Genomic DNA, 19,488 nt, shown 5'->3' on the forward strand with positions numbered 1-19,488 from the left:
TTTCACCCGTCCCCCGCATTCTCGCCTGCCTCGAAAGGTGCGGGCGGACAGGCGATGGCGATTACGGCCGCGGGCATCGTGCCCGCGAGCATCCTTGAGAACAACGCGCGGGGTGACTGGGTCGCGACGCTCTTCCTGAGCGGCGGCACCGGCATCACCGACGTTGCCCTCACGGGCCGGGACGCCTCCCTCTTCCTCGCCGCCCTTGGCACGAACGGGCGGGTCACGATCACCCCGGCGCTGACCTTCGACCGGGAGGCCTACGCCTCCGGCGCCGATCCCGTCTTCACCTTCAGCCTCTCCATCCGCGACGCCGGCACCTGGACCGCGCTGCCCGACATCTACTCCGTCACCCTCCAGGGCGTGGACGATGCCGCGCCTTCCGGCCTGCGCTTCTCCAGCGGCGGCTTGGTGCTGGAGACCGACATCGCCGGCACCATCGGCACCCTGACCGCCGACGACCCGGACAGCCCCGCCGGCAGGATCACCTACAGCGTGCTCTGGCCCGATGCCGCCTTCTTCGAGATCGCGGGCAACACCCTCAAGCTGCGCGCGGGCGTGGACCTGCTGCGCCAGGGCGGCACGGTGCGGGAGGTGATGATCGAGGCCAGCGACGGCCTGCACGAGGCCGCCTTCACCCTGCCCGTCACCGTCGTGAACGTGACGAACCAGGACGGGCCCACTCCCTCGCCGCCGGCCTCGCCCCCTTATTCCCCGCCCGTCTCCCCGCCTCCTTCGCCGCCGGTCACCGTGCCGGTGTCGCCGCCCGCCTCGCCCCCGGGCACGGCGGATGTCGTGCAGGACGTCACCACGGTCTCGCCCCCCACTTCCCCGCCCGTGTCGCCGCCAGTCTCGCCGCCAGTCTCACCTCCCGTCTCGCCGCCGCCCTCGCCCCCGGCCGCGAGCATCGTGGTCACCCATACCGGCGGCTTGACCGACGTGGCGGAGGGTGGGGCGACCGACACCTTCACGGTGCAGCTCTCCCGCATGCCCACCGCCGCCGTCACCATCCAGATCGGCGCCGACAGCGACCTCACCGTCGCCGCCGGCACGGTCACGCCCGCGGCAAAAAGCGTCTCCTTCACCATCCAGCCGAGCAACTGGGCCACCCCGCGCGTGGTCACCGTGGGCGCCGTGGACGACAACCTCGTGGAGGGAACGGAGACCGCGCGCCTCACCTTCAGCATCACCAGCACCGACCTCAGCTTCAAGGCACTGACCGGCACCACGATGAACGTCGGCGTCATCGACAACGACGCGAATTACGGCCTCAACCTGCATGAAACCGGTGTCAACACAGCGGTGGTCGAGGGCAGGGCAGGGGACCTCTTCACCGTCGCGCTTTCGGTCCGCCCCACCGCGCCCGTCATGCTTGAGATCCTCGGCGGGGCCGACCTCGCCGTCCTGCCAAGCGGGGGCAAGGCCGCCCCCTCCTACAGCATCACCTTCACCCCGACCGACTGGGCCAACCCGCGCGCGGTCATGGTCCAGGCCATCGAGGACGGCATCATCGAGGGCACGGAGGTCACCGGCGTCACCTTCCGCCTCACCAGCGCGGACCTGCACTACAACAACCTCAAGGTCGCCGCCCTGCCCGTGCTGGTCGCGGATGCGACCGTCGCGCAGGGCCATGGGGCCGCCGCCACCGCCTGGGCCGCCGACCTGCTGCGCCCCGCACCCAGCTACGACGCCACCGTCGTGAAGCCCGCCGCCGACGTCTGGTGACGGCCCATCACACAACCGCCGAGATCTCGCGCTTGAGGCAGCGCAGCGTAAAGGCGCTGCGCGTGTGCCGCACCCCCGGCAGGCGGTAGACCTTCTCCCGCAGCAGGCTCTCGTACCCCGCCGTGCCGTTCACCGCGGCCTTGATGATGTAGTCGTACTCCCCGGTCACGAGGTGGCATTCCAGGATCTCGGGAATGGCGTTCACCGCCTCCTCGAAGCGCCGCAGCGCGGCCTCGTCGTGCTTCTCCATCATCACCTCCAGGAACACCGTGTCCGGCATGCCCAGCGCGGCTTGGTCCAGCAGGGCCGCGTAGCCCCTGATCACGCCCGCCGCCTCCAGCCGCCGCACCCTCGTCCAGCAGGGGGAAGGAGAGAGCCCCACCTCCTCCGCCAGCTCCGCATTCGACAGCCGGCCCCGCCGGGCCAGTGCGCGCAGGATGCGCCGGTCAGTCGCGTCCAGCGCACGCCGATCCGCTATGTCCATGAATCCCCCGATCCGCAGAAGCTTCTTCCGTTCCTTCGGCGGTGCACAACACAAAACAGAGCAAACCCGCCGGGAATTCCGGCGCATCCTCTCCCATATCAGGGGCGAGAACGAGCGCCGGAAAGGAGCCGTCCGTGGGAAGCATCCAACGCGCGACCGTGAGGCTGGAGGACCGCTGGGAATCGGGCACGGAACCCGTGCTGATGACAGGCATCCAGGCCCTGGTCCGCCTGCCACTCGCCCAGCGCGCCCTGGACCGCGCCGCGGGCCACGATACCGCGGGCTTCGTCACCGGCTACCGCGGCAGTCCGCTCGGCACCTATGACAAGGAACTCCACCGCCAGGCGAAGCGGCTGCTGGAGGCCGGCATCGTCTTCCAGCCCGGCCTGAACGAGGACCTGGCCGCGACCGCCGCCTGGGGCAGCCAGCAGGCCAGCCTCTTCAACGACGGCACCAAGGACGGCGTCTTCTCCATCTGGTACGGCAAAGGCCCGGGGGTGGACCGCAGCGGCGACGCGCTGCGCCACGCCAACATGGCCGGTACGGCGCCCTTGGGCGGCGTCCTGGCCCTGGCTGGAGACGATCCTTCCGCCAAGTCCTCGACCGTCGCCAACGCCTCCGACCACGCCTTCATGGACCTGGAGATCCCCTTCCTCGATCCCTCAGGCGTGGGGGAGATCCTCGAATTCGGCCTCAAGGGCATCGCCCTATCCCGCTTCGCCGGCACCTGGGCCGCCATGAAATGCGTGGCGGACACGATGGACGCCAGCGCCACCTTCCGCATCGACCCTGCCTGGGCGCCCGTGATTCCAGATGGGGATTTCGAGGGCGAGGACGGCCGCCACATCCGCCTGCGCGACATCGTCCTCGCCCAGGAACGCCGCCTCCGCCTCACGCGCCTGCCCGCCGCCGTCGCCTTCGCCCGCGCCAACGGCCTTGACCGCGTGGTGCTGGACGCGCCGCGTCCCCGCTTCGGCATCGCCGCCCGCGGCAAGGCCTACGCCACGCTCCGCCAGACGATGCTTGACCTCGGCATCGACGACACCGCGGCCCGGCTGCTCGGCCTGCGCATCTGGAAGGTCGGCCTCGCCTGGCCGCTGGACCGCGAGGCCGCACGCGCCTTCGCGTCCGGCCTGGAGGAAATCCTGGTGGTGGAGGACCGCCGCTCTTTCCTCGAAGCCCAGCTACGCGACGCACTCTACGGCACAGCAAACGCCCCTCGGATCACCGGCAAGCGCGATGCCGAGGGCCGGCCCCTCCTTTCCGAACTCACCGAACTCGACGCCGCCGCAGTCGCCCGCGCGCTCGACGCCCGCCTCCCGCGAGAGGCTCGCCCGGACTCCATGGCCGCCCGTCTCGCAGCCCTCGACGCCCTCGCGCGCGCCGCCACCGCCCCCATCGCCCTCCGCCAGCCCTGGTTCTGCCCGGGATGCCCGCACAACACCTCGACCAAGGTGCCCGAGGGCTCGCGCGCCATGGCCGGCATCGGCTGCCACTACATGGCCACCTGGATGGACCGGAACACCGAGGTCTTCACCCAGATGGGCGGGGAGGGGACCCCCTGGCTCGGCCAGATGGCCTTTGTGAGCACGAAGCATGTCTTCGCCAATCTTGGCGACGGCACCTACTCCCATTCCGGCAGCCTCGCGGTCCGCGCGGCAATCGCCGCCAAGGCGAACATCACCTTCAAGATCCTGGTCAACGGCGCCGTGGCCATGACCGGCGGCCAGACGCCCGAGGCCGAGATGTCGGTCCCCCGCATCGCCGCGCAGATGGCCGCCGAGGGCGCCGCCCGCGTCGTCGTCGTCTCCGACGATCCCACGCGCCACCAGGGCGATCCCCTGATCCCCCGCGGCACCGCCTTCCACCACCGCGATCACCTCGACGCCGTGCAGAAGGAGCTGCGCGAGACCGAGGGCGTCACGATCCTCATCTACGACCAGGAATGCGCGACCGAGCGCCGCCGCCACCGCAAGCGCGGCACCGCCCCTGCGGCCACGAAGCGCGTCGTCATCAATCCCCGTGTCTGCGAGGACTGCGGCGACTGCGGCGTGCAGTCCAACTGCCTCGCCGTGCAGCCCGTCCAGACCGAGTTCGGCCAGAAGCGCGCCGTCGACCAGAGCGCCTGCAACCAGGACTTCTCCTGCCTGAAGGGCTTCTGCCCCTCCTTCGTCACGCTGGAGGGCGCGGAAATCGCGGCGCACCCTGAAGCCGAAGCGGCCCCGGCAAACCTGCCCGAGCCCGCGCCGCCCGCGCTGCGCGGCGAGGCCTGGAACATCGTTCTCGCGGGCATCGGCGGCCAGGGCGTCACCGCCCTCTCGGCCATCCTCGCCATGGCCGCGCATATCGACGGCCGCCCGGTCCGCACGATGGACCAGCTCGGCCTCGCCCAGAAGGGCGGCGGCGTGCAGGCGCAGCTTCGCATCGGGGCCGAGGGCGCCTCCGCCGAAACCCTGGCCGGCCCCCGCATCGGTATCGGCCAGGCCGATCTCCTGATCGCCGCCGACGCCATCGGCGCCCACGGCGCCGCCGTCCGCCCGCTTCTCTCGGCGGAGCGCACCGCGAGCGTGGTGAATGCCGAACTCGCCGCCACGGCCGGCTTCCTGCTGGGCACGCCGCGCGCGGACGCGGGCGCCGTTCTCGAAAACCTCCGTGCCGCCTCGCGCGACCTCATCGCGCTCCCCGCCGCCCACCGCGTCGAGGAAGCGCTCGGCGACGCCATCTTCCTCAATGTCTTCCTCCTCGGCGCCGCCTTCCAACGCGGCCTCGTGCCCCTGACGCCGGCCGCCATCGACCGCGCCCTGGAACTCAACGGCGCCGCCGTGGACCGCAACAAGCAGGCCTTCGCCCTCGGCCGTGCCGCCGCTCTCGAGGCCCCGCCCGCCCCGCGCGCGCCGGAAACGCTCGACGCCCTCATCGCCCGCCGGGGTGCGGACCTCACCGCCTACGCGAACGCCGCCTATGCCCGCGCCTACACGGATTTCGTCGCCCGCGTCCGCGCCACCCCTGGCGCCGACGACGCCCTGGCCCGCGCCGTCGCCGTCCAACTCCACCACCTCATGGCTTACAAGGACGAGTACGAGGTCGCCCGCCTCCACGCCGATCCCGCCTGGCAGGCCGGCCTCCGCACCCACTTCACCGGCACGAAGCGCACGGTCCTGCACCTCTCGCCGCCCCTCCTCTCGAAGGTCGATCCCGGCACCGGCCGCCCCGTGAAGCGCGAATTCGGCCCCTGGATGCTCCGCGCCATGGGCCTGCTGCGCCACGGCAAGTTCCTTCGCGGCACCGCCCTCGATCCCTTCGGCCGCACGGAGGAACGCCGCACCGAGCGCGCCCTCATCGCGGAGTTCCGCAGTGGGCTGGAAGCGATGCTCCCCCGCCTGGACGCCACCACCCTGCCGGTCATCACGGAATGGGTGGAGGCCTGGGGCGCCATCCGCGGCTTCGGCCCCGTGAAGGCGCGCAACATCGAGCGCGCCCGCCCGCACCTCGCCGCCATCGCGGCGCGCCTCGATGCGCCCGCGACAGGCTTCGCCGTGGCGGCGGAATGACGCCTACCGCCGCGGCGCCAGCGTCCCGAAGGTGAAGACCCCCTGCGTGCCCGCAGTCGGATCGGCATTCCCCGTGAAGGCAAGCGCGAAATCGGAGGCCGCCCGCTCGCCGGGCGACACGCGGAAGGTGATCTGCCGCGCCGGCCCCGCATTCGGCACCGCCACCGTGCCGTCGAAGGCGCGCGTGACCGTCAGCCCCGGCCGCGCCACCCGCTCCGCCAGCCGCACGAACAGGGGCTCCGCCGTCTCCACGTCCATTCGCTGCAGCCGCATGGAACATCCCGCCGGCCGCTCGGAAAGGATGAGCACGATCCCTCCCACCGCCGGCCCCTGCGCCACCAGCACGCGCCCCGCGCCCCCGCGCAGCATCGCCCGCGCGCGCTCCGCCGGCACCTCGGCGAAGCCCGCCTCCAGCGCGGCGGCCAGGCTGTCTCCCCCGGTCAGCACCCGCGCGCAGACCTGCATGAAGCTGCCCATGGCCGCCACCGTCTCCTCCGTCAGCGGCGCGGCGGCGCGGGCGGGCAGGGCACCCAGCAGCGCCGCCGCCAGCAGCAGGGCTGGACGGCGGCGAAGGGGCGCGCGCCAATGATGGAAACGAGGGAACACGGTCATGCCCCTGGATAACGCCTTCGACCTCCCCGAGGACACCCGCGCGCTGCGAGAGGTCGCCCAGGACTTCGCCCGCGACGTGCTGGCGCCCAAGGCCCTCGAATGGGACGCCGCCCGCCACTTCCCGGTGGAGGAGATGCGGCAGGCGGCATCCCTCGGTATGGCCGCCCTTTACGTGCGCGAGGAATCGGGTGGCGCCGGCCTCACCCGCCTCGACGCCGCCGTGGTCTTCGAGGCGCTGGCGACCGGCTGCCCCACCACCTCCGCCTTCCTCTCCATCCACAACATGGTCGCCTGGATGATCGACCGCTGGGGCACCGACGCCCAGCGCGCCGAGCACCTGCCCTCCCTCGTCACGATGGAGCGCCTCGCCTCCTACTGCCTGACGGAACCGGGCTCGGGCAGCGACGCAGCAGCCCTCCGCACCCGCGCCGCCCGCGACAACGAGGGCTACGTGCTGAACGGTTCGAAGCAGTTCATCTCCGGCGCCGGCGCTTCGGACCTCTACCTGACCATGGTCCGCACGGGCGGGGAGGGGCCGGACGGCATCTCCGCCCTGCTGATCCCCAAGGAAACCCCCGGCCTCTCCTTCGGCGCGAACGAGAAGAAGATGGGCTGGAACGCCCAGCCCACGCGAACCATGGATTTTCAGGATGCCCGCGTCGCCGCCGACCGGCTGCTGGGCGAGGAAGGCCAGGGCTTCCGCATGGCCATGGCGGGCCTGGACGGTGGCCGCCTGAACATCGCCGCCTGCTCCCTCGGCGGGGCCCAGCGCGCCCTCGACATCGCCCTCGACTACACGCGCGAGCGCCGCGCCTTCGGCAAGGCGGTGTCCGACTTCCAGGCGACGCAGTTCCGCCTCGCCGACATGGCCACCGAGTTGGAAGCCGCCCGCTCCCTCCTCTGGCGCGCCTGCGCGAAGCTGGACGGCAAGGCCCCCGATGCCGGTCCGTTCTGCGCCATGGCCAAACGCTTCGCCACGGACACCGGCCACCGCGTGGCCGACGAAGCCCTCCAGCTCCTCGGCGGCTACGGCTACCTGCACGATTACGGCGTGGAGAAGCTCGTGCGCGACCTTCGTGTCCACCGCATCCTCGAGGGCACGAACGAGATCATGCGTGTCATCATCGCCCGCCACATGCTCGGCCGCCGGTAGAGAACGCCCGGATCGCATTGACAGCGCAACGGGCGGAAAGGCACATTCCCGCAACGAAAGGTTGCGGGACGGGCCCTCCGTGCCACCGCCTCGCCCATCAAACCATCGCGCCCCAGGGCGGCGAGGAGCCGGCATGACGCTGAAACCCTTCCTTGCCGCGACGCTCACCGCCGCGGCCATCGTCTCCGCCGCCCAGCCCGCCCTCGCCCAACTCCGCAGCGTCGTCGTCCCGGCCGAGGGCGCCGTCGTCATCCCCGCGCGCAGCGCGCCCCGACTGGCGGCCCGCCCCTCTGGCAGCGGTGTGCCCATCCCGCCCTCCCGCGCTGCCCGCCCCGCCCCCGTGATGCTGCCCGACACCGGCATGGGCCTCGCGGGTCCGGCCATGGGCATCCTGTTGCCGGCCCTCGCCGGCGCGCTGCTGGGTGGTAGCCTCAGCGGCTCCCGCACCGCCGGTAGCGGCGGCGGTGGAACCTCCGGTCCCGTCCGCACGCGCTGAGCCTGCCTCGCCTGCCGCCTCCATCCGCCCTAAGGAGGGCCGGAGACCGAGCCCTGAGAAGGGCCGGAGACCGAGGAGAGGAGGGCTCCCATGCCCAGCCGCGACGCCGCCATTGCCCGCGCCACAGATGATTTCGACAGCGGTGCCTTCCGCGACCGCCTCGCCGCCCTCGTCGCCATTCCCTCCACCTCGCAGGATCCGGCCGCCGCGCCGCAGCTCCTGCGTTACCTGGAGGAGGGCATCACCCCCTGGCTCGCCCGCCTCGGCTTCACCTCCGCCATCCACCCGAATCTCGAGCCCGGCTGCGGCCCCATCCTCACCGCGACGCGGATCGAGGACCCCGCCCTGCCGACCGCGCTCCTCTACGGCCACGGCGACACCGTCCTCGGCCTGGAACCCGCCTGGTCCGCCGGCCTCGACCCCTGGACGCTGACCGAGCGGGACGGCCTCTGGTACGGGCGCGGCACCGCCGACAACAAGGGCCAGCACATCATCAACCTGTCGGCACTCGAGGCCGTGCTGGCTGAGCGCGGCGGCCGGCTCGGCGCCAACGTGAAGCTCGTGCTCGAAATGTCGGAGGAACTCGGCTCCAAGGGCCTGCGCGCCTTCGTCGGGCAGCACCGCGAGCTTCTGGCCGCCGACGCCCTCATCGCCTCCGACGGCCCGCGCGTGGAACCCGCCCTGCCGACCATCGCCGCCGGCTCGCGCGGCAGCTTCATGTTCGACCTCGTCGTGCGGCTGCGCCAGGGCGGCGTGCATTCCGGCCACTGGGGCGGGCTGACGACGGACCCCGCCATCCTCCTCGGCCACGCCATCGCCTCCATCGCCGACAGGCACGGCCGCATCCTCGTGCGCGACTGGCTGCCCGGCGAGACCGTGCCCCCCGCCATCCGCGAGGCCCTGCGCGGCTGCCCCGTGGGCGGCGGGGAGGGCGCGGCCACCATCGACGAGGGCTGGGGCGAACCCGGACTGACCCCTGCCGAGAAGATCTACGGCTGGGCCTCCTTCATCGTCCTCGCGATGAGCTGCGGCAACGTCGCCTCCCCCGTGAACGCCGTGGCGCCGGAGGCGCGCGCCGCCTGCCAGATCCGCTACACCGGCGACAGTGACCCCGCCCGCTTCGAGCCCGCGCTCCGCGCCCATCTCGACGCCAACGGGCTGGAGAAGGTCGCGATCGAGCGCACGGGCATCCGCATGCCCGCCAGCCGCACCCCGCCGGACGATCCCTGGGTGCTCTGGACAAAGGCGAGCATGGAGCGCTCCCTCGGCACCCGCGTGCAGGTCACGCCCAACGCCTCCGGCGGCCTGCCCGGCGATGTCTTCGTGGACCTGCTGGGCACCCCCCTCGTCTGGGTTCCGCACTCCTACAACGGCTGCAAGCAGCACGGCCCGGACGAGCACGTCATCCCCGCCATGTTGCGCGAGGGCCTGGCCGCCTTCGCCGGCATCTGGTGGGACCTGGGGGAGGGGGGCGCGCCGCGGCGGGGCTGAGCCCCGCCCTCAGGCGGTCCGCACCTCCGACAGGAAGCTGCCTACCGCCTCTCGCAGCGCCTCCGACTGCGCCGAGAGGCTCCGCGCCGCGCCCGCGACCTGCCCAGCCACCTCGGCCGCACCGGCCGCCTCCGCGTGGATGCCGTCCATCAGGGAGCTGACCCGCTCATTGCCGGCCGCCGCCTGCTGCACGCTCCGCGCGATCTCGGCGGTGGCCGAACCCTGCTCCTCCACCGCCGCCGCGATGCCCGTCGTGATCCCGCTCATGTCCCCGATCGTGCCCGCGATGCCCGCGATCGCCTCCACGGCCTTGCGGGTTGCCTCCTGCATGGTCGCGATCTGGCCGGAGATGTCCTCCGTCGCCCGCGCCGTCTGCGTCGCCAGCGCCTTCACCTCGTTCGCCACCACCGCGAAGCCGCGCCCGGCCTCGCCCGCCCGAGCGGCCTCGATCGTCGCGTTCAGGGCCAGCAGGTTGGTCTGCCCCGCGATGCTGCCGATCAGCCGCACCACCTCGCCGACGCGCTCGGCATTGGCGGCCAGGATCGCCACGATGTCGTTCGTCGTTCGCGCCTCCTTCGCCGCCCGCTCCGCCATGGCCGAGGACTCGCCGGCCTGGCGCGTGATCTCCCCGATGGACGCCGTCAGCTGGGTGACGGCCGCGGCCACTGTCGCGACGTTGCTGCTCGCCTCCCCCGCGGCCTCGGCGGCGGAGGCCGAGCCCTCATTGGTTCGCACGGCGGCCTCGGACATGCTGCCCGCCGCCACCTCCATGCTCCGCGACGACTGCGCCACGCCCTCGACCACCCCGCGCACCTTGGACTCGAACCCGGCCGCGAGCCCGTCCAGCACGGCCCGCCGGGAGGCGCGCTCGGCCGACACATAGGTCTCGAGCAGCACTTCGAGGTCCAGCCAGGCAGCCTTGTTCAGGGCGCTCGCCAGCGCCGCGCCCCGCCGCGCCCGGAACCCGCCCGCCACCCAGGAGAGCGAGAGCCGGCTTCCCGGAACCTCCTCCCCGAGGCCGAGATCGCGGCAGATCGCCGCGCCCACCGTCGAGTGGCAGATCGCGACGGCGTAGCTCGGCACATGATGGGCATAGAAGGCCTTGGCCAGGCGCTCGGCCGACTCCATGAAGCCGGCGCCGAACCCTCCCGACACCACGCGCGTCCAGTGCGCGATGCGCACCCGGTGCACCTCCGCATCCATCAGGGCGGCCTGGATTTCAGGCCATGCATCGAAGGCGGGATGCAACCCGGTGATCAGCGCGGGCAACCTCCCCTCGGCATAGGCCGCCTGCTCCTGCAGCAGGGCCAGGTCGGCATCAGTGATGCCAAATGCTTCCAGGCGTCGGCGGCGCCCAGCATCGATCGTCTCAAGCATCGGGAAGCCTCACTTCGTTTCCGGGAAGCAATAAATTTTGAGACGCTTATGGCCGGCCAGTCCTACCAAGGCCTTAAGTTCCCGGCCTCTCGCGCGAAAGTCAGCCGTTCCGCCCGCGCGTCAGTGCTCGAACTCGAACACCAGCTCCGCCACCTCGCCCCGGCTCCCCGCCCGTACCCGATCCGCCAGCCGCGCGATCAACGCTGCCGAGACGCGCCGCATCGCCTCGTCCAGCGCGTCCTCCCCCTCCGCTGCCATCAGCGCGGCCGCGTCCGGCGCCGCCCCGTTCGCCAGCGGCAGCGGCGGCCCCGCGTGCTCCAGGCGGCAGCGAAGGTTGAACTCGTCGAAGCTGGCTGAAAGAGTGACGCGCCCCTCCGTGCCGGCTTGCCGCAACGCCTCCAGCGCCTCGCCGAGCGCTACGCCCGCGCGCACCACCACCTCCGCCCGTGCGCCCCAGGCCCGACCCTGGCGTTCCAGGAACTCGGCGGCCTGCCGCGCCTCCGAGGCAGGGTCCAGCACCAGCACGGCCGTCTGCCGCACGCCTATTCGCAGCAAGGCGTTCAGCAGCACCGCCGCCACCGAGCCGACCGTCAGCCCCGAGGTCACGATCACCCGGCTCCAGCCCGGCGAGACATGGGCGAGGGCCGGCAGCAGCATCACCCCGGTGCCGCAGACAAGCGCGAGGCCGACCGTGAAGCCCCGCTGCGTGTTCATCATGCGCGAGGTGGCGAGCCCCATGCCGGAGACGATCAGGAAGGCCGCGGTGTAAACCAGGATCCCCCCGATCACCGGCGCCGGCGTCAGCGCGATCAGCCCCGCGACGGTCGGGAAGAAGGCCGTCGCCATCAGCACCAGCCCGGCCGCCGCGCCCACCCGCCAGGCCGTCACCCCCGTCGCATGCGCGAGGCCGAGATTGGCCGAAGAGGTCCCGCTCGCCAGCAGCCCGGCGGCGCCCTGCGCGACATGCACCAGCCCCATGCCCGTCACCGCCCGCGCGACGACCGACATGTCCACGCGCCGCCACTGGGCATCGTTCATCTTGTCCATCGAGAGCACGCCGCCGAAGAGGTCCATCACCCCGATCAGCTGCGCGACGAGGAAGACCGCGATCGGCGCCAGTGCGAAGCTCGGCGCCGGCAGGTCGAGCCCCAGCAGCGGCACCGCCAGCGGCGGCAGCGCGGAGAGGCTCGCCAGCCCGCCCGGTTCCGCCGCCCCCGTCAGCACCGCCACCAGCGTGCCCGCCAGCGCCCCCACCACCATCGCCAGGCGCCGGAGCGCCGGCGGCGCCCAGAGCGAAACCGCGATGATGCAGGCGATGGTCGCGAGGGCGGAGACGATGGCCGCCTGCGAGACATCCCCCGCCGCCGTCAGCCCCACCCCGCGCGATAGCCCCGTGCCCACCAGCGAGAGGCCGAGCATCAGCACCACCACCCCGATCACCTCGGGCGGGAACACGGCCCGCAGGCGCGGGATGAGCCGCGCGAAGCCGATCGCCGCAATACCGGAGACGATCGTGGCCCCCATCGCCGCGCCCAGCCCGTAATTCCCGGCCACCGAGATAAAGATCGACAGCCGCGCGGCGGAGGGGATGGCGACGAGGATCATCCCCGCCCCCAGCCGGCTCGGCACCGCCTGCAGCAGCGTCGCCACCCCCAGCAGGAAGATGCTGCCGCTGACGAAGGCGCTGACCCCCGCCGGCTCCAGCCCGATCGCCTGCCCGGCCACCACGGCGTAGAGCGAGAACATGAGCGACAGGAAGGCGTGCTGCACCCCCATGTTGAGGGTGAGGCCGACCGGCGGCGCCTCGTTCAGCGCATAGAGCAGCTCCTCCGGCCTCGCCCGCTTCCAGGGGCGTGGCGGGGGGAGGAGACGATCGAGAAGCGCCGGCATCAGGCGGCGCGAGGACGGCCGCGGGGCACCCCCGCTGCTCGTGCCGGTGCCCTCGGGGGGAGGCGGGCGGCCATCGCCCCGGCTGCTGTGCTACGACGCGCCTCGCCCCCGATCGTCACCCGCTGCCGCTCCGAACCAGAACGGGGCGAAGGTCGCATCCCTCCGCAGGACATGCAATTTCGGGATGGCAATTTCGGGATAGCAATTTCCCGGTGGCCGATCCTCGTTGCCGAACCCTGGCGGGCGTCACCCTTCCTCACGCGCCGCGTGTCGCAGCGTTACATGCGTGGGCTCATCTTCGGTGTCCCAGCAGGAGCATCCAGATGAACCGCAAGATCACCCTCTCGGCCCTCGCCGCCACGGCGGCACTCGGCGCCCTCGCGCTTCCCGCGCTCGCCCAGGGACGCGGCCCCGCCGACCCGGTGCCGCGGGGCCCCGGCGCCATGTTCCGAGCCGCCGACGCGAACGGCGACGGCCGCGTCACCACCGACGAGGCCTGGTCCGCCCTTTCCGCCCGCTTCGCCGAGATGGACGCCGACAAGGACGGCGGCGTGACCTGGGAGGAGGCGCGCGCCTATTTCCAGGCCCATGGCCCCGCCCGCATGCAGCGCGCCGAGGCGCGCATGGAGGGCCGCGGACAGGGGGTCTTCCGCGCCCTCGACGCCGACCGGGACGGCAAGGTCACCCTCGTCGAGCTGCGCCCGGCCGCCGAGGCGATGTTCCGCGCCCGCGACGCGAACGGGGACGGCGCGCTGACGCAGGACGAGGTGGGCCCGCGCCATCGGCGCTGAGACGCAACGCGGCCGGGGAAAAGAACCCCTCGGCCGCTCGTCGATCATGCTGGAGAAGGTGAGGGGGCGGTGGTGGGCGCGACAGGGATTGAACCTGTGACCCTTCGCGTGTGAAGCGAATGCTCTCCCGCTGAGCTACGCGCCCTGATGGGGGCGGGATATCCCCGGGCACCCGGCCCTGTCAACCCGTCGGCAACCCGTCGCCCCTGGTCAAACGCGGGCGGCGCCACGATCTAGGGACCAGCAACGAAGAGGCCCCGCATGAGCCCGGCCCGCCCGCCGCGATCCCTGCTTGCCGCCGCCCTGGCGATTCCGCTCGCCGCCCTCCAGCCCGCGCGGGCGGAGCCGATCGCCGCCACCTACACCGTTTACGCGGCGGGCGTGACGATCATGGAGCTGAACGCGGTGCTCGACATCACCGACACCGCCTACAGCGTTGAGTTCCGCACCCGCCTGCGCGGCGTCGCCTCCGCCTTCGGCAGCGGGGAGCTGGTCACGCGGGTCGATGGCGTCTGGCAGGGCGACCACGCCCGCCCGCGCCGCTACATCTCCGAGGGATCGCTCCGCGGCGAGAGCCGCCGCACCGTCCTCGAGTGGCAGAACAACCAGCCCGTCATCCGCGCGATGGTGCCCCCCAACGACACGGAGCGCCTGCCCGTGCCCGAGGCGGAGCAGCGCGACACGATCGATAACCTCTCCGCCATCGCCCAGCTCGTCCGGCAGGTGCGCCGCGGCGGGCGCTGCGACGGCGCGGTGCGCGTCTATGACGGACGCCGCCTCTCCTCCATGGCCGCCGGCACCCAGGGGCGGGATTCCTTCGCACCGGCCCGCGACGAATGGTCCGGCATCGCGGTGAAATGCAGCTTCGAGGGCCGCTTCCTCGCCGGCTACCGCCGCGACGAGGACGTGGAGACCGCCCGCCGCCCGCAATACGGCACCGCCTGGCTCGGCGAGAGCGCGCCTGGCGGCCCCATCATCCCCGTGCGGATCGAGGCCGCCAGCCGCTGGTTCGGCACGATGAGCGCGCGCCTCTCCAGTGTCGGCCCGCCCGGCCGGGTGCGGCCGGTCGCGAACTAGGGTGTCTTCCTAAGGAGCGGCCGCTTCCGGCGGCTCCATCCCCCGCTCCCGCAGGATCGCCCGCCCGGCCTCGCCCGAGAGGCGCGCGAGAAAGCCCCGCGCCGCCTCCCGTGCATTCGGCGGCAGCCCGCCCGAATAGGCAGTATAGAGCTGAACCTCCGCCGGCAGCGGCCCCACCAGCACGGCGCCCTTCACCGGCAGGATCTCGCTGATCTGGTGGATCGCCAGCCCCGCCGAGCCGTCCAGCAGCCGCTCCGCCACCAGCCCGCCCGGCACCAGCACGCTCCGCCCGCGCATCTCCTCGGCGACGCCGAGGCGCCCGAGCAGCCAGGCCACATGCGCCCCGCTCGACCCGCCCGAGGCCGGGTCGATATAGGCGATCCGCGGTGCCGCCAGGATCGCCGCCCGCAGCGCCTCCACCGTGCCGATCTCCGGCCACTGCGCGCCCTCGGCGACCGCGACACCAATGCCGACGCGCGCCAGCGGCACCGCCCCCTCCGCCACCTGCCCCGAGCGGGTGAGGGCGTTCATCTGCGCCGGCGGCACCACCAGCAGGTCGAAGCTCTCGCCCCCCGTCACCCGCCGGGCCAGCGCCCCGGCCGTGTCGTTGTCCACTACCAGCCGGTGCCCGGTCTCGGCTTCCCAGGCGGGCGCCGCCGCCACCACGACGCCCTTGAAGGCGCCGGCCGTCAGCACCCGCACCTCGTCGGCCCGCGCGCCGCCGGCCACGAGCCCTGTCAGCAGCAATCCCAGGCTTACTGAACGCCACCCCATGCCGCCGTCTCCCCGTTGCCTGCCCGGCGGGATCATGCGGCGCGGTTCACCCCCTCGCCAGCCCCGCGAGCACCGCCGGCAGTTCGGCCGGCCCCGCCACTACCGGCGCGCCCTCCGCCATTTCCGGCCCGCCATAGCCCCAGGCCGCGAAGACGGGCGCGATCCCCGCCGCCTTGGCCGCCCGCGTGTCGTTGTGGTGGTCCCCCACCAGCACGGCGCGCGCGGCCTCGCCCCCCATCCGGGCGAGCAGCCCCAGCGGGTGCCCCGGATGCGGCTTCCTCACGGGGAAGCTGTCCCCCCCGCCCACGGCCTCCACCAGCGGCGAGAGGCCGAGGCCGTCGAGCACGATCAGCGCCGCCCGCTCCGGCTTGTTCGTGCAGACCGCGATCCGCCACCCCCCGTCCCGCAGGGCCGCCAGCACCTCGGGGATCCCCTCGAAGGGCCGGGTCTCGTCCGCCGCATGGGCCTCATAGTCCACCAGGAACTCCGCAACCGTCTCGGGCGAGGCCTCCAGCCCCCGCGCCGCGCAGGCCCGCTGCACCAGGACCTGCACCCCATCCCCGATCATCGCCCAGACCTCCGGGCGGGAGAATCCAGGCCGCCCCAGCCGCGCCATCATGCGGTCGAGGGCGGAATGAAGGTCGGGCGCGCTGTCGATCAGCGTACCGTCGAGGTCAAACAGGGCGATGCGTTCCATCCCCGCCCCATGCCACCCCCGATTCCGGACCGCAACGGGAGTTGACCGGCCACGGCCTTGCGGAACGGCCGCGGCGCAGGCTTAACGCCCCCATGACACGGGCTGCCATCCTCCTCGCCGCCGGGCTCGGCACCCGCATGCGCTCCACCCTGCCGAAAGCCATGCACCCCATCGCGGGGCGGCCCATGCTGCGCCACCTCATCGCCGCCTGCGAGGAGGTCTTCGACCGAATCGTCGTCGTCACCGGCCCGGACATGCCCGCGTTGGAAAAGGCCGCCGCGCCCCACGCGACCGTGATCCAGCACGACCGCCTGGGCACCGGCCACGCCGCCCTCCAGGCCGCCCCCCTGCTGGAGGGGCTGAACGGCGATGTCGCCGTCCTCTACGCTGACAACCCCCTCATCACCGCGGAAACCCTCCGCCGCCTGCTCGAAGCGCGGGAGGGCGCGGACCTCGCCCTCCTCGCCATGCGCCCGGCCGACCCCGCCCGCTACGGCCGCGTCCTGCCGCACGAGGACGGCGGCATCTCCCGCATCGTGGAGTGGAAGGACGCGACCGAAGCCGAGCGCGCCGTCACCCTCTGCAATGTCGGCGTCATCTGCGCCCCCGGCGCCCAGCTCTTCCCCTGGCTGCGCGCCCTCACCAACAGCAACGCGGCGGGGGAATACTACCTCACCGACACGGTCGCCGCCGCCCGCGCCGCCGGCTTCCGCGCCGTCGCCGTCGAGGCCGACGAGGCGGAGTGCCGCGGGATCAACTCTCGCATTGAGCTCGCCGCCGCCGAGGCCGTCGTCCAGGCCCGCCTGCGCGAGGCCGCCATGGCCAATGGCGCCACCCTCATCCGCCCCGAGAGCGTGACGCTGAGCTTCGACACGAAGCTCGGCCAGGACGTGACGGTCGGCCCCGACGTCGTCTTCGCCCCCGGCGTGACCGTGGAGGACGAGGTCGAGATTCGCGCCTTCTCCCACCTTGAGGGCTGCACCGTCCGCCGGGGCGCCACCATCGGTCCCTTCGCCCGCCTGCGCCCAGGCACGGAGGTCGGTCCCCGCGCCCATGTCGGCAACTTCGTAGAGCTGAAGGCCACCACCCTGGGGGAGGGTGCGAAGGCGAACCACCTCTCCTATATCGGAGACGCCACGATCGGCGCGGCCACCAACATCGGCGCCGGCACCATCACCTGCAACTACGATGGCTTCGCCAAGCACCGGACGGTGGTGGGGCAGGGGGTCTTCATCGGCTCCAACGCTACCCTCGTCGCCCCGCTCACCCTTGGGGACGGCGCCTTCGTGGCGGCGGGCTCCACGATCACCACGCCCGTTCCCCCGGACGCCATGGCCTTCGGCCGCGCCCGGCAGGAACAAAAAGAAGGTCGCGCCGCGACCTTTCGTCTCGAAAGACGTTCCCTCTCCGTAAAGAAGGAGCAGCGCTAAATGTGCGGCATCGTCGGCGTCGTCGGTCAGGTCGAGGCGGCCCCCCGCCTCCTGGAAGCCCTCCGCCGGCTGGAATACCGCGGCTATGACAGCGCGGGCATCGCAACCCTCGTGAACGGCCATGTCGAGCGGCGCCGTGCCGAGGGCAAGCTGGTCAACCTGGCCAACGTGCTCGAACAGGACCCTCTGCCCGGCACCACCGGCATCGGCCACACGCGCTGGGCCACCCACGGCGCGCCCACCACGCGCAACGCCCACCCGCATGGCACCGCCCGCGTCTCGATCGTCCATAACGGCATCATCGAGAACCACGCCGAGCTCCGCTCCGAGCTGGAGGGCGAGGGCGCCGAGTTCGAGACCGAGACCGACACCGAGACCTTCGCCCGCCTGGTGGACCACCACCTCGCCCGCGGCGACAGCCCGGAGATCGCCTTCTCGGGCGCCCTGAAGCGCGTCCACGGCGCCTTCGCCCTCGCCGCCGTCTTCGCCGGCCACCCGCGCAAGCTGCTGGTGGCCCGCCAGGGCGCCCCGCTGGCCATCGGCTACGGCGACGGCGAGATGTTCGTCGGCTCCGACGCCCTTGCCCTCGCCCCGCTCACCCGCCGCATCGCCTACCTGGACGAGGGCGACTGGGCCGTGGTCGGCGACGCCGACGCCCAGGTCTTCGACGTGCAGGACAACCCCGTCCAGCGCGCCGTGAAGGTGACCGCCTTCTCGGGCGCCGCCATCGGCAAGGGCAACTACCGCCACTTCATGGAGAAGGAGCTGCACGAGCACCCCGCGGTGATCGGCGACACGCTCCAGCAGTATGTGGACCCGGCCTCCCGCGCGGTCGCCCGCCCGGCGCTGCCCTTCGACCCCGCGACGCTGCCCCGCCTCTGGCTCTCGGGCTGCGGCTCCGCCTTCCTCGTCGGCCAGACCGCCCGCTACTGGTTCGAGACCCTCGCCCGCCTGCCCACCGATTGCGACGTGGCGAGCGAGCTGCGCTACCGCGACCCGCCGCTGACCGAGGGCGGGGCCGCCATGTTCGTCTCCCAGTCCGGCGAGACCGCGGACAACCTCGCCGCCATGAAGCTGCTGCGCGCCGGCGGCCAGTCCCTCGTCTCGATCGTGAACGTGCCCGAGAGCAGCATGGCCCGAGAGAGCGACGCGACGCTCATGACGGTCGCCGGCCCCGAGATCAGCGTCGCCTCCACCAAGGCCTTCACCGCCCAGCTCTCGGTCATGGCCTGCCTCGCGATCAACTTCGCCCGCGCCCGTGGCGCCATCGACGCGGCGGAGGAGGCCCGCCTCACCCACGCGCTGCTGGAAGTGCCCGAGCACGCCGCGAAGATCCTCGACGCCACCTCCGAGATCGAGGCGGTCGCCGCCGACATCCTCGACGCCCGCGATGTCCTCTACCTCGCCCGCGGCAGCCTCTTCCCCATCGCGATGGAGGGCGCGCTCAAGCTGAAGGAGATCTCCTACATCCACGCCGAGGGCTATGCCGCCGGCGAGATGAAGCACGGCCCGATCGCGCTGATCGATTCCAAGGTGCCGGTGATCGCCCTCTGCCCGAGCGGCCCGCTCTTCGAGAAGACGGCCTCCAACCTTCAGGAAGCCGCGGCCCGCGGCGGCCGCATCATCGCCTTCACCGATGAGGAGGGCGCGGTCGCCCTCCGCCGCTTCGCCTCCCGCGTCGTCGTGCTGCCGAAGGTCGATCCCTTCGTCGCGCCCATCCTGCACACCATCCCCGTGCAGATGCTCGCCTACTACGTCGCGGTGCTGAAGGGCACGGACGTGGACCAGCCGCGCAATCTCGCGAAGGCCGTGACAGTCGAGTAATCCGCGCCCGTCGCGCGTTGTGCCCGTCCGCCGGCGGGCGTATCGGGAAGGGGAACTGTCCGGCCGCGTGGATGCAAATCCCGCGGCCGCCGCCCCCGTCTGGCCCAGGAGTCCGG

General features: G+C 72.6%; 15 protein-coding genes and 1 tRNA gene. 9 read left to right on the forward strand and 7 right to left on the reverse strand.

Going from position 1 to position 19,488, the window contains the following annotated elements; all coding sequences use genetic code 11:
* The first annotated feature begins 54 nt into the window (after positions 1-54).
* On the forward strand, positions 55-1,725 hold the full coding sequence (locus BO39_RS29510; protein ID WP_052401248.1) for a cadherin repeat domain-containing protein: 1,671 nt from the start codon (positions 55-57) through the stop codon (positions 1,723-1,725).
* A gap of 7 nt (positions 1,726-1,732) precedes the next feature.
* On the opposite strand, the gene BO39_RS00475 is transcribed toward BO39_RS29510, so the two are convergent.
* A complete protein-coding gene (locus BO39_RS00475; protein WP_043828987.1) occupies positions 1,733-2,209 on the reverse strand; it encodes an Lrp/AsnC family transcriptional regulator in 477 nt (158 codons plus the stop codon).
* Positions 2,210-2,343: 134 nt separating this feature from the next.
* On the opposite strand from BO39_RS00475, the gene BO39_RS00480 reads away from it, so the two are divergent.
* Complete coding sequence (locus BO39_RS00480; RefSeq protein WP_052401249.1) at positions 2,344-5,760, forward strand: indolepyruvate ferredoxin oxidoreductase family protein; 3,417 nt, start codon at positions 2,344-2,346, stop codon at positions 5,758-5,760.
* Between the two features lie 3 nt (positions 5,761-5,763).
* On the opposite strand, the gene BO39_RS00485 is transcribed toward BO39_RS00480, so the two are convergent.
* Positions 5,764-6,372: an NMCC_0638 family (lipo)protein gene (locus tag BO39_RS00485; RefSeq protein WP_043828989.1), complete on the reverse strand. Its 609-nt coding sequence runs from the start codon at positions 6,370-6,372 to the stop codon at positions 5,764-5,766.
* Here BO39_RS00485 and BO39_RS00490 point away from each other — a divergent pair.
* The 3 genes from BO39_RS00490 to BO39_RS00500 all read left to right on the forward strand — a co-directional run bounded on the left by BO39_RS00490 (position 6,371) and on the right by BO39_RS00500 (position 9,512).
* A complete protein-coding gene (locus tag BO39_RS00490) occupies positions 6,371-7,525 on the forward strand; it encodes an acyl-CoA dehydrogenase family protein (RefSeq protein WP_043828991.1) in 1,155 nt (384 codons plus the stop codon). The genes BO39_RS00485 and BO39_RS00490 overlap by 2 nt on opposite strands.
* Positions 7,526-7,658: 133 nt before the next feature.
* A complete protein-coding gene (locus BO39_RS00495) occupies positions 7,659-8,021 on the forward strand; it encodes a hypothetical protein (protein WP_043828993.1) in 363 nt (120 codons plus the stop codon).
* 90 nt (positions 8,022-8,111) lie between these two features.
* Entirely contained in the window at positions 8,112-9,512 is a 1,401-nt protein-coding gene (locus BO39_RS00500) for a M20/M25/M40 family metallo-hydrolase (protein WP_043828995.1), read from the forward strand.
* A gap of 9 nt (positions 9,513-9,521) precedes the next feature.
* Here the strand turns inward: BO39_RS00500 and BO39_RS00505 are convergent, their stop codons facing one another.
* Positions 9,522-10,889, reverse strand: coding sequence for a globin-coupled sensor protein (locus BO39_RS00505; RefSeq protein WP_043828997.1), 1,368 nt, complete (start codon positions 10,887-10,889; stop codon positions 9,522-9,524).
* 120 nt (positions 10,890-11,009) lie between these two features.
* Complete coding sequence (locus BO39_RS00510; protein ID WP_043828999.1) at positions 11,010-12,779, reverse strand: uracil-xanthine permease family protein; 1,770 nt, start codon at positions 12,777-12,779, stop codon at positions 11,010-11,012.
* Between the two features lie 323 nt (positions 12,780-13,102).
* Here BO39_RS00510 and BO39_RS00515 point away from each other — a divergent pair, with 323 nt between their 5' ends.
* The gene (locus BO39_RS00515) at positions 13,103-13,570 is read left to right on the forward strand and encodes an EF-hand domain-containing protein (protein ID WP_043829002.1); all 468 of its coding nucleotides are present in this window, start codon (positions 13,103-13,105) and stop codon (positions 13,568-13,570) included.
* A 70-nt stretch (positions 13,571-13,640) separates the two neighbouring features.
* On the opposite strand, the gene BO39_RS00520 is transcribed toward BO39_RS00515, so the two are convergent.
* Positions 13,641-13,715, reverse strand: a tRNA-Val gene (locus BO39_RS00520).
* 116 nt (positions 13,716-13,831) lie between these two features.
* On the opposite strand from BO39_RS00520, the gene BO39_RS00525 reads away from it, so the two are divergent.
* Positions 13,832-14,647 (forward strand): DUF3108 domain-containing protein, encoded by an 816-nt coding sequence (locus BO39_RS00525; RefSeq protein ID WP_043829004.1) that lies wholly within the window; start codon positions 13,832-13,834, stop codon positions 14,645-14,647.
* A gap of 9 nt (positions 14,648-14,656) precedes the next feature.
* On the opposite strand, the gene BO39_RS00530 is transcribed toward BO39_RS00525, so the two are convergent.
* Complete coding sequence (locus BO39_RS00530) at positions 14,657-15,421, reverse strand: molybdate ABC transporter substrate-binding protein (protein WP_043829006.1); 765 nt, start codon at positions 15,419-15,421, stop codon at positions 14,657-14,659.
* Positions 15,422-15,467: 46 nt separating this feature from the next.
* Positions 15,468-16,118 carry an HAD family hydrolase gene (locus BO39_RS00535; protein ID WP_043829008.1) on the reverse strand — a complete coding sequence of 217 codons (651 nt, stop codon included), beginning with the start codon at positions 16,116-16,118 and terminating at the stop codon, positions 15,468-15,470.
* Between the two features lie 92 nt (positions 16,119-16,210).
* Between BO39_RS00535 and glmU the strand changes: the two genes are divergently transcribed.
* Positions 16,211-17,548, forward strand: a complete 1,338-nt coding sequence (glmU, locus tag BO39_RS00540; protein WP_043829010.1) for a bifunctional UDP-N-acetylglucosamine diphosphorylase/glucosamine-1-phosphate N-acetyltransferase GlmU — start codon at positions 16,211-16,213, stop codon at positions 17,546-17,548.
* Positions 17,549-19,372, forward strand: coding sequence for a glutamine--fructose-6-phosphate transaminase (isomerizing) (gene glmS, locus BO39_RS00545; protein ID WP_043829012.1), 1,824 nt, complete (start codon positions 17,549-17,551; stop codon positions 19,370-19,372). It abuts the gene before it with no gap.
* Positions 19,373-19,488: the final 116 nt, after the last annotated feature.

The organism is Roseomonas aerilata DSM 19363 (assembly GCF_000711725.1).
In the GTDB taxonomy this organism is placed as follows: Bacteria; Pseudomonadota; Alphaproteobacteria; order Acetobacterales; family Acetobacteraceae; genus Roseomonas; species Roseomonas aerilata.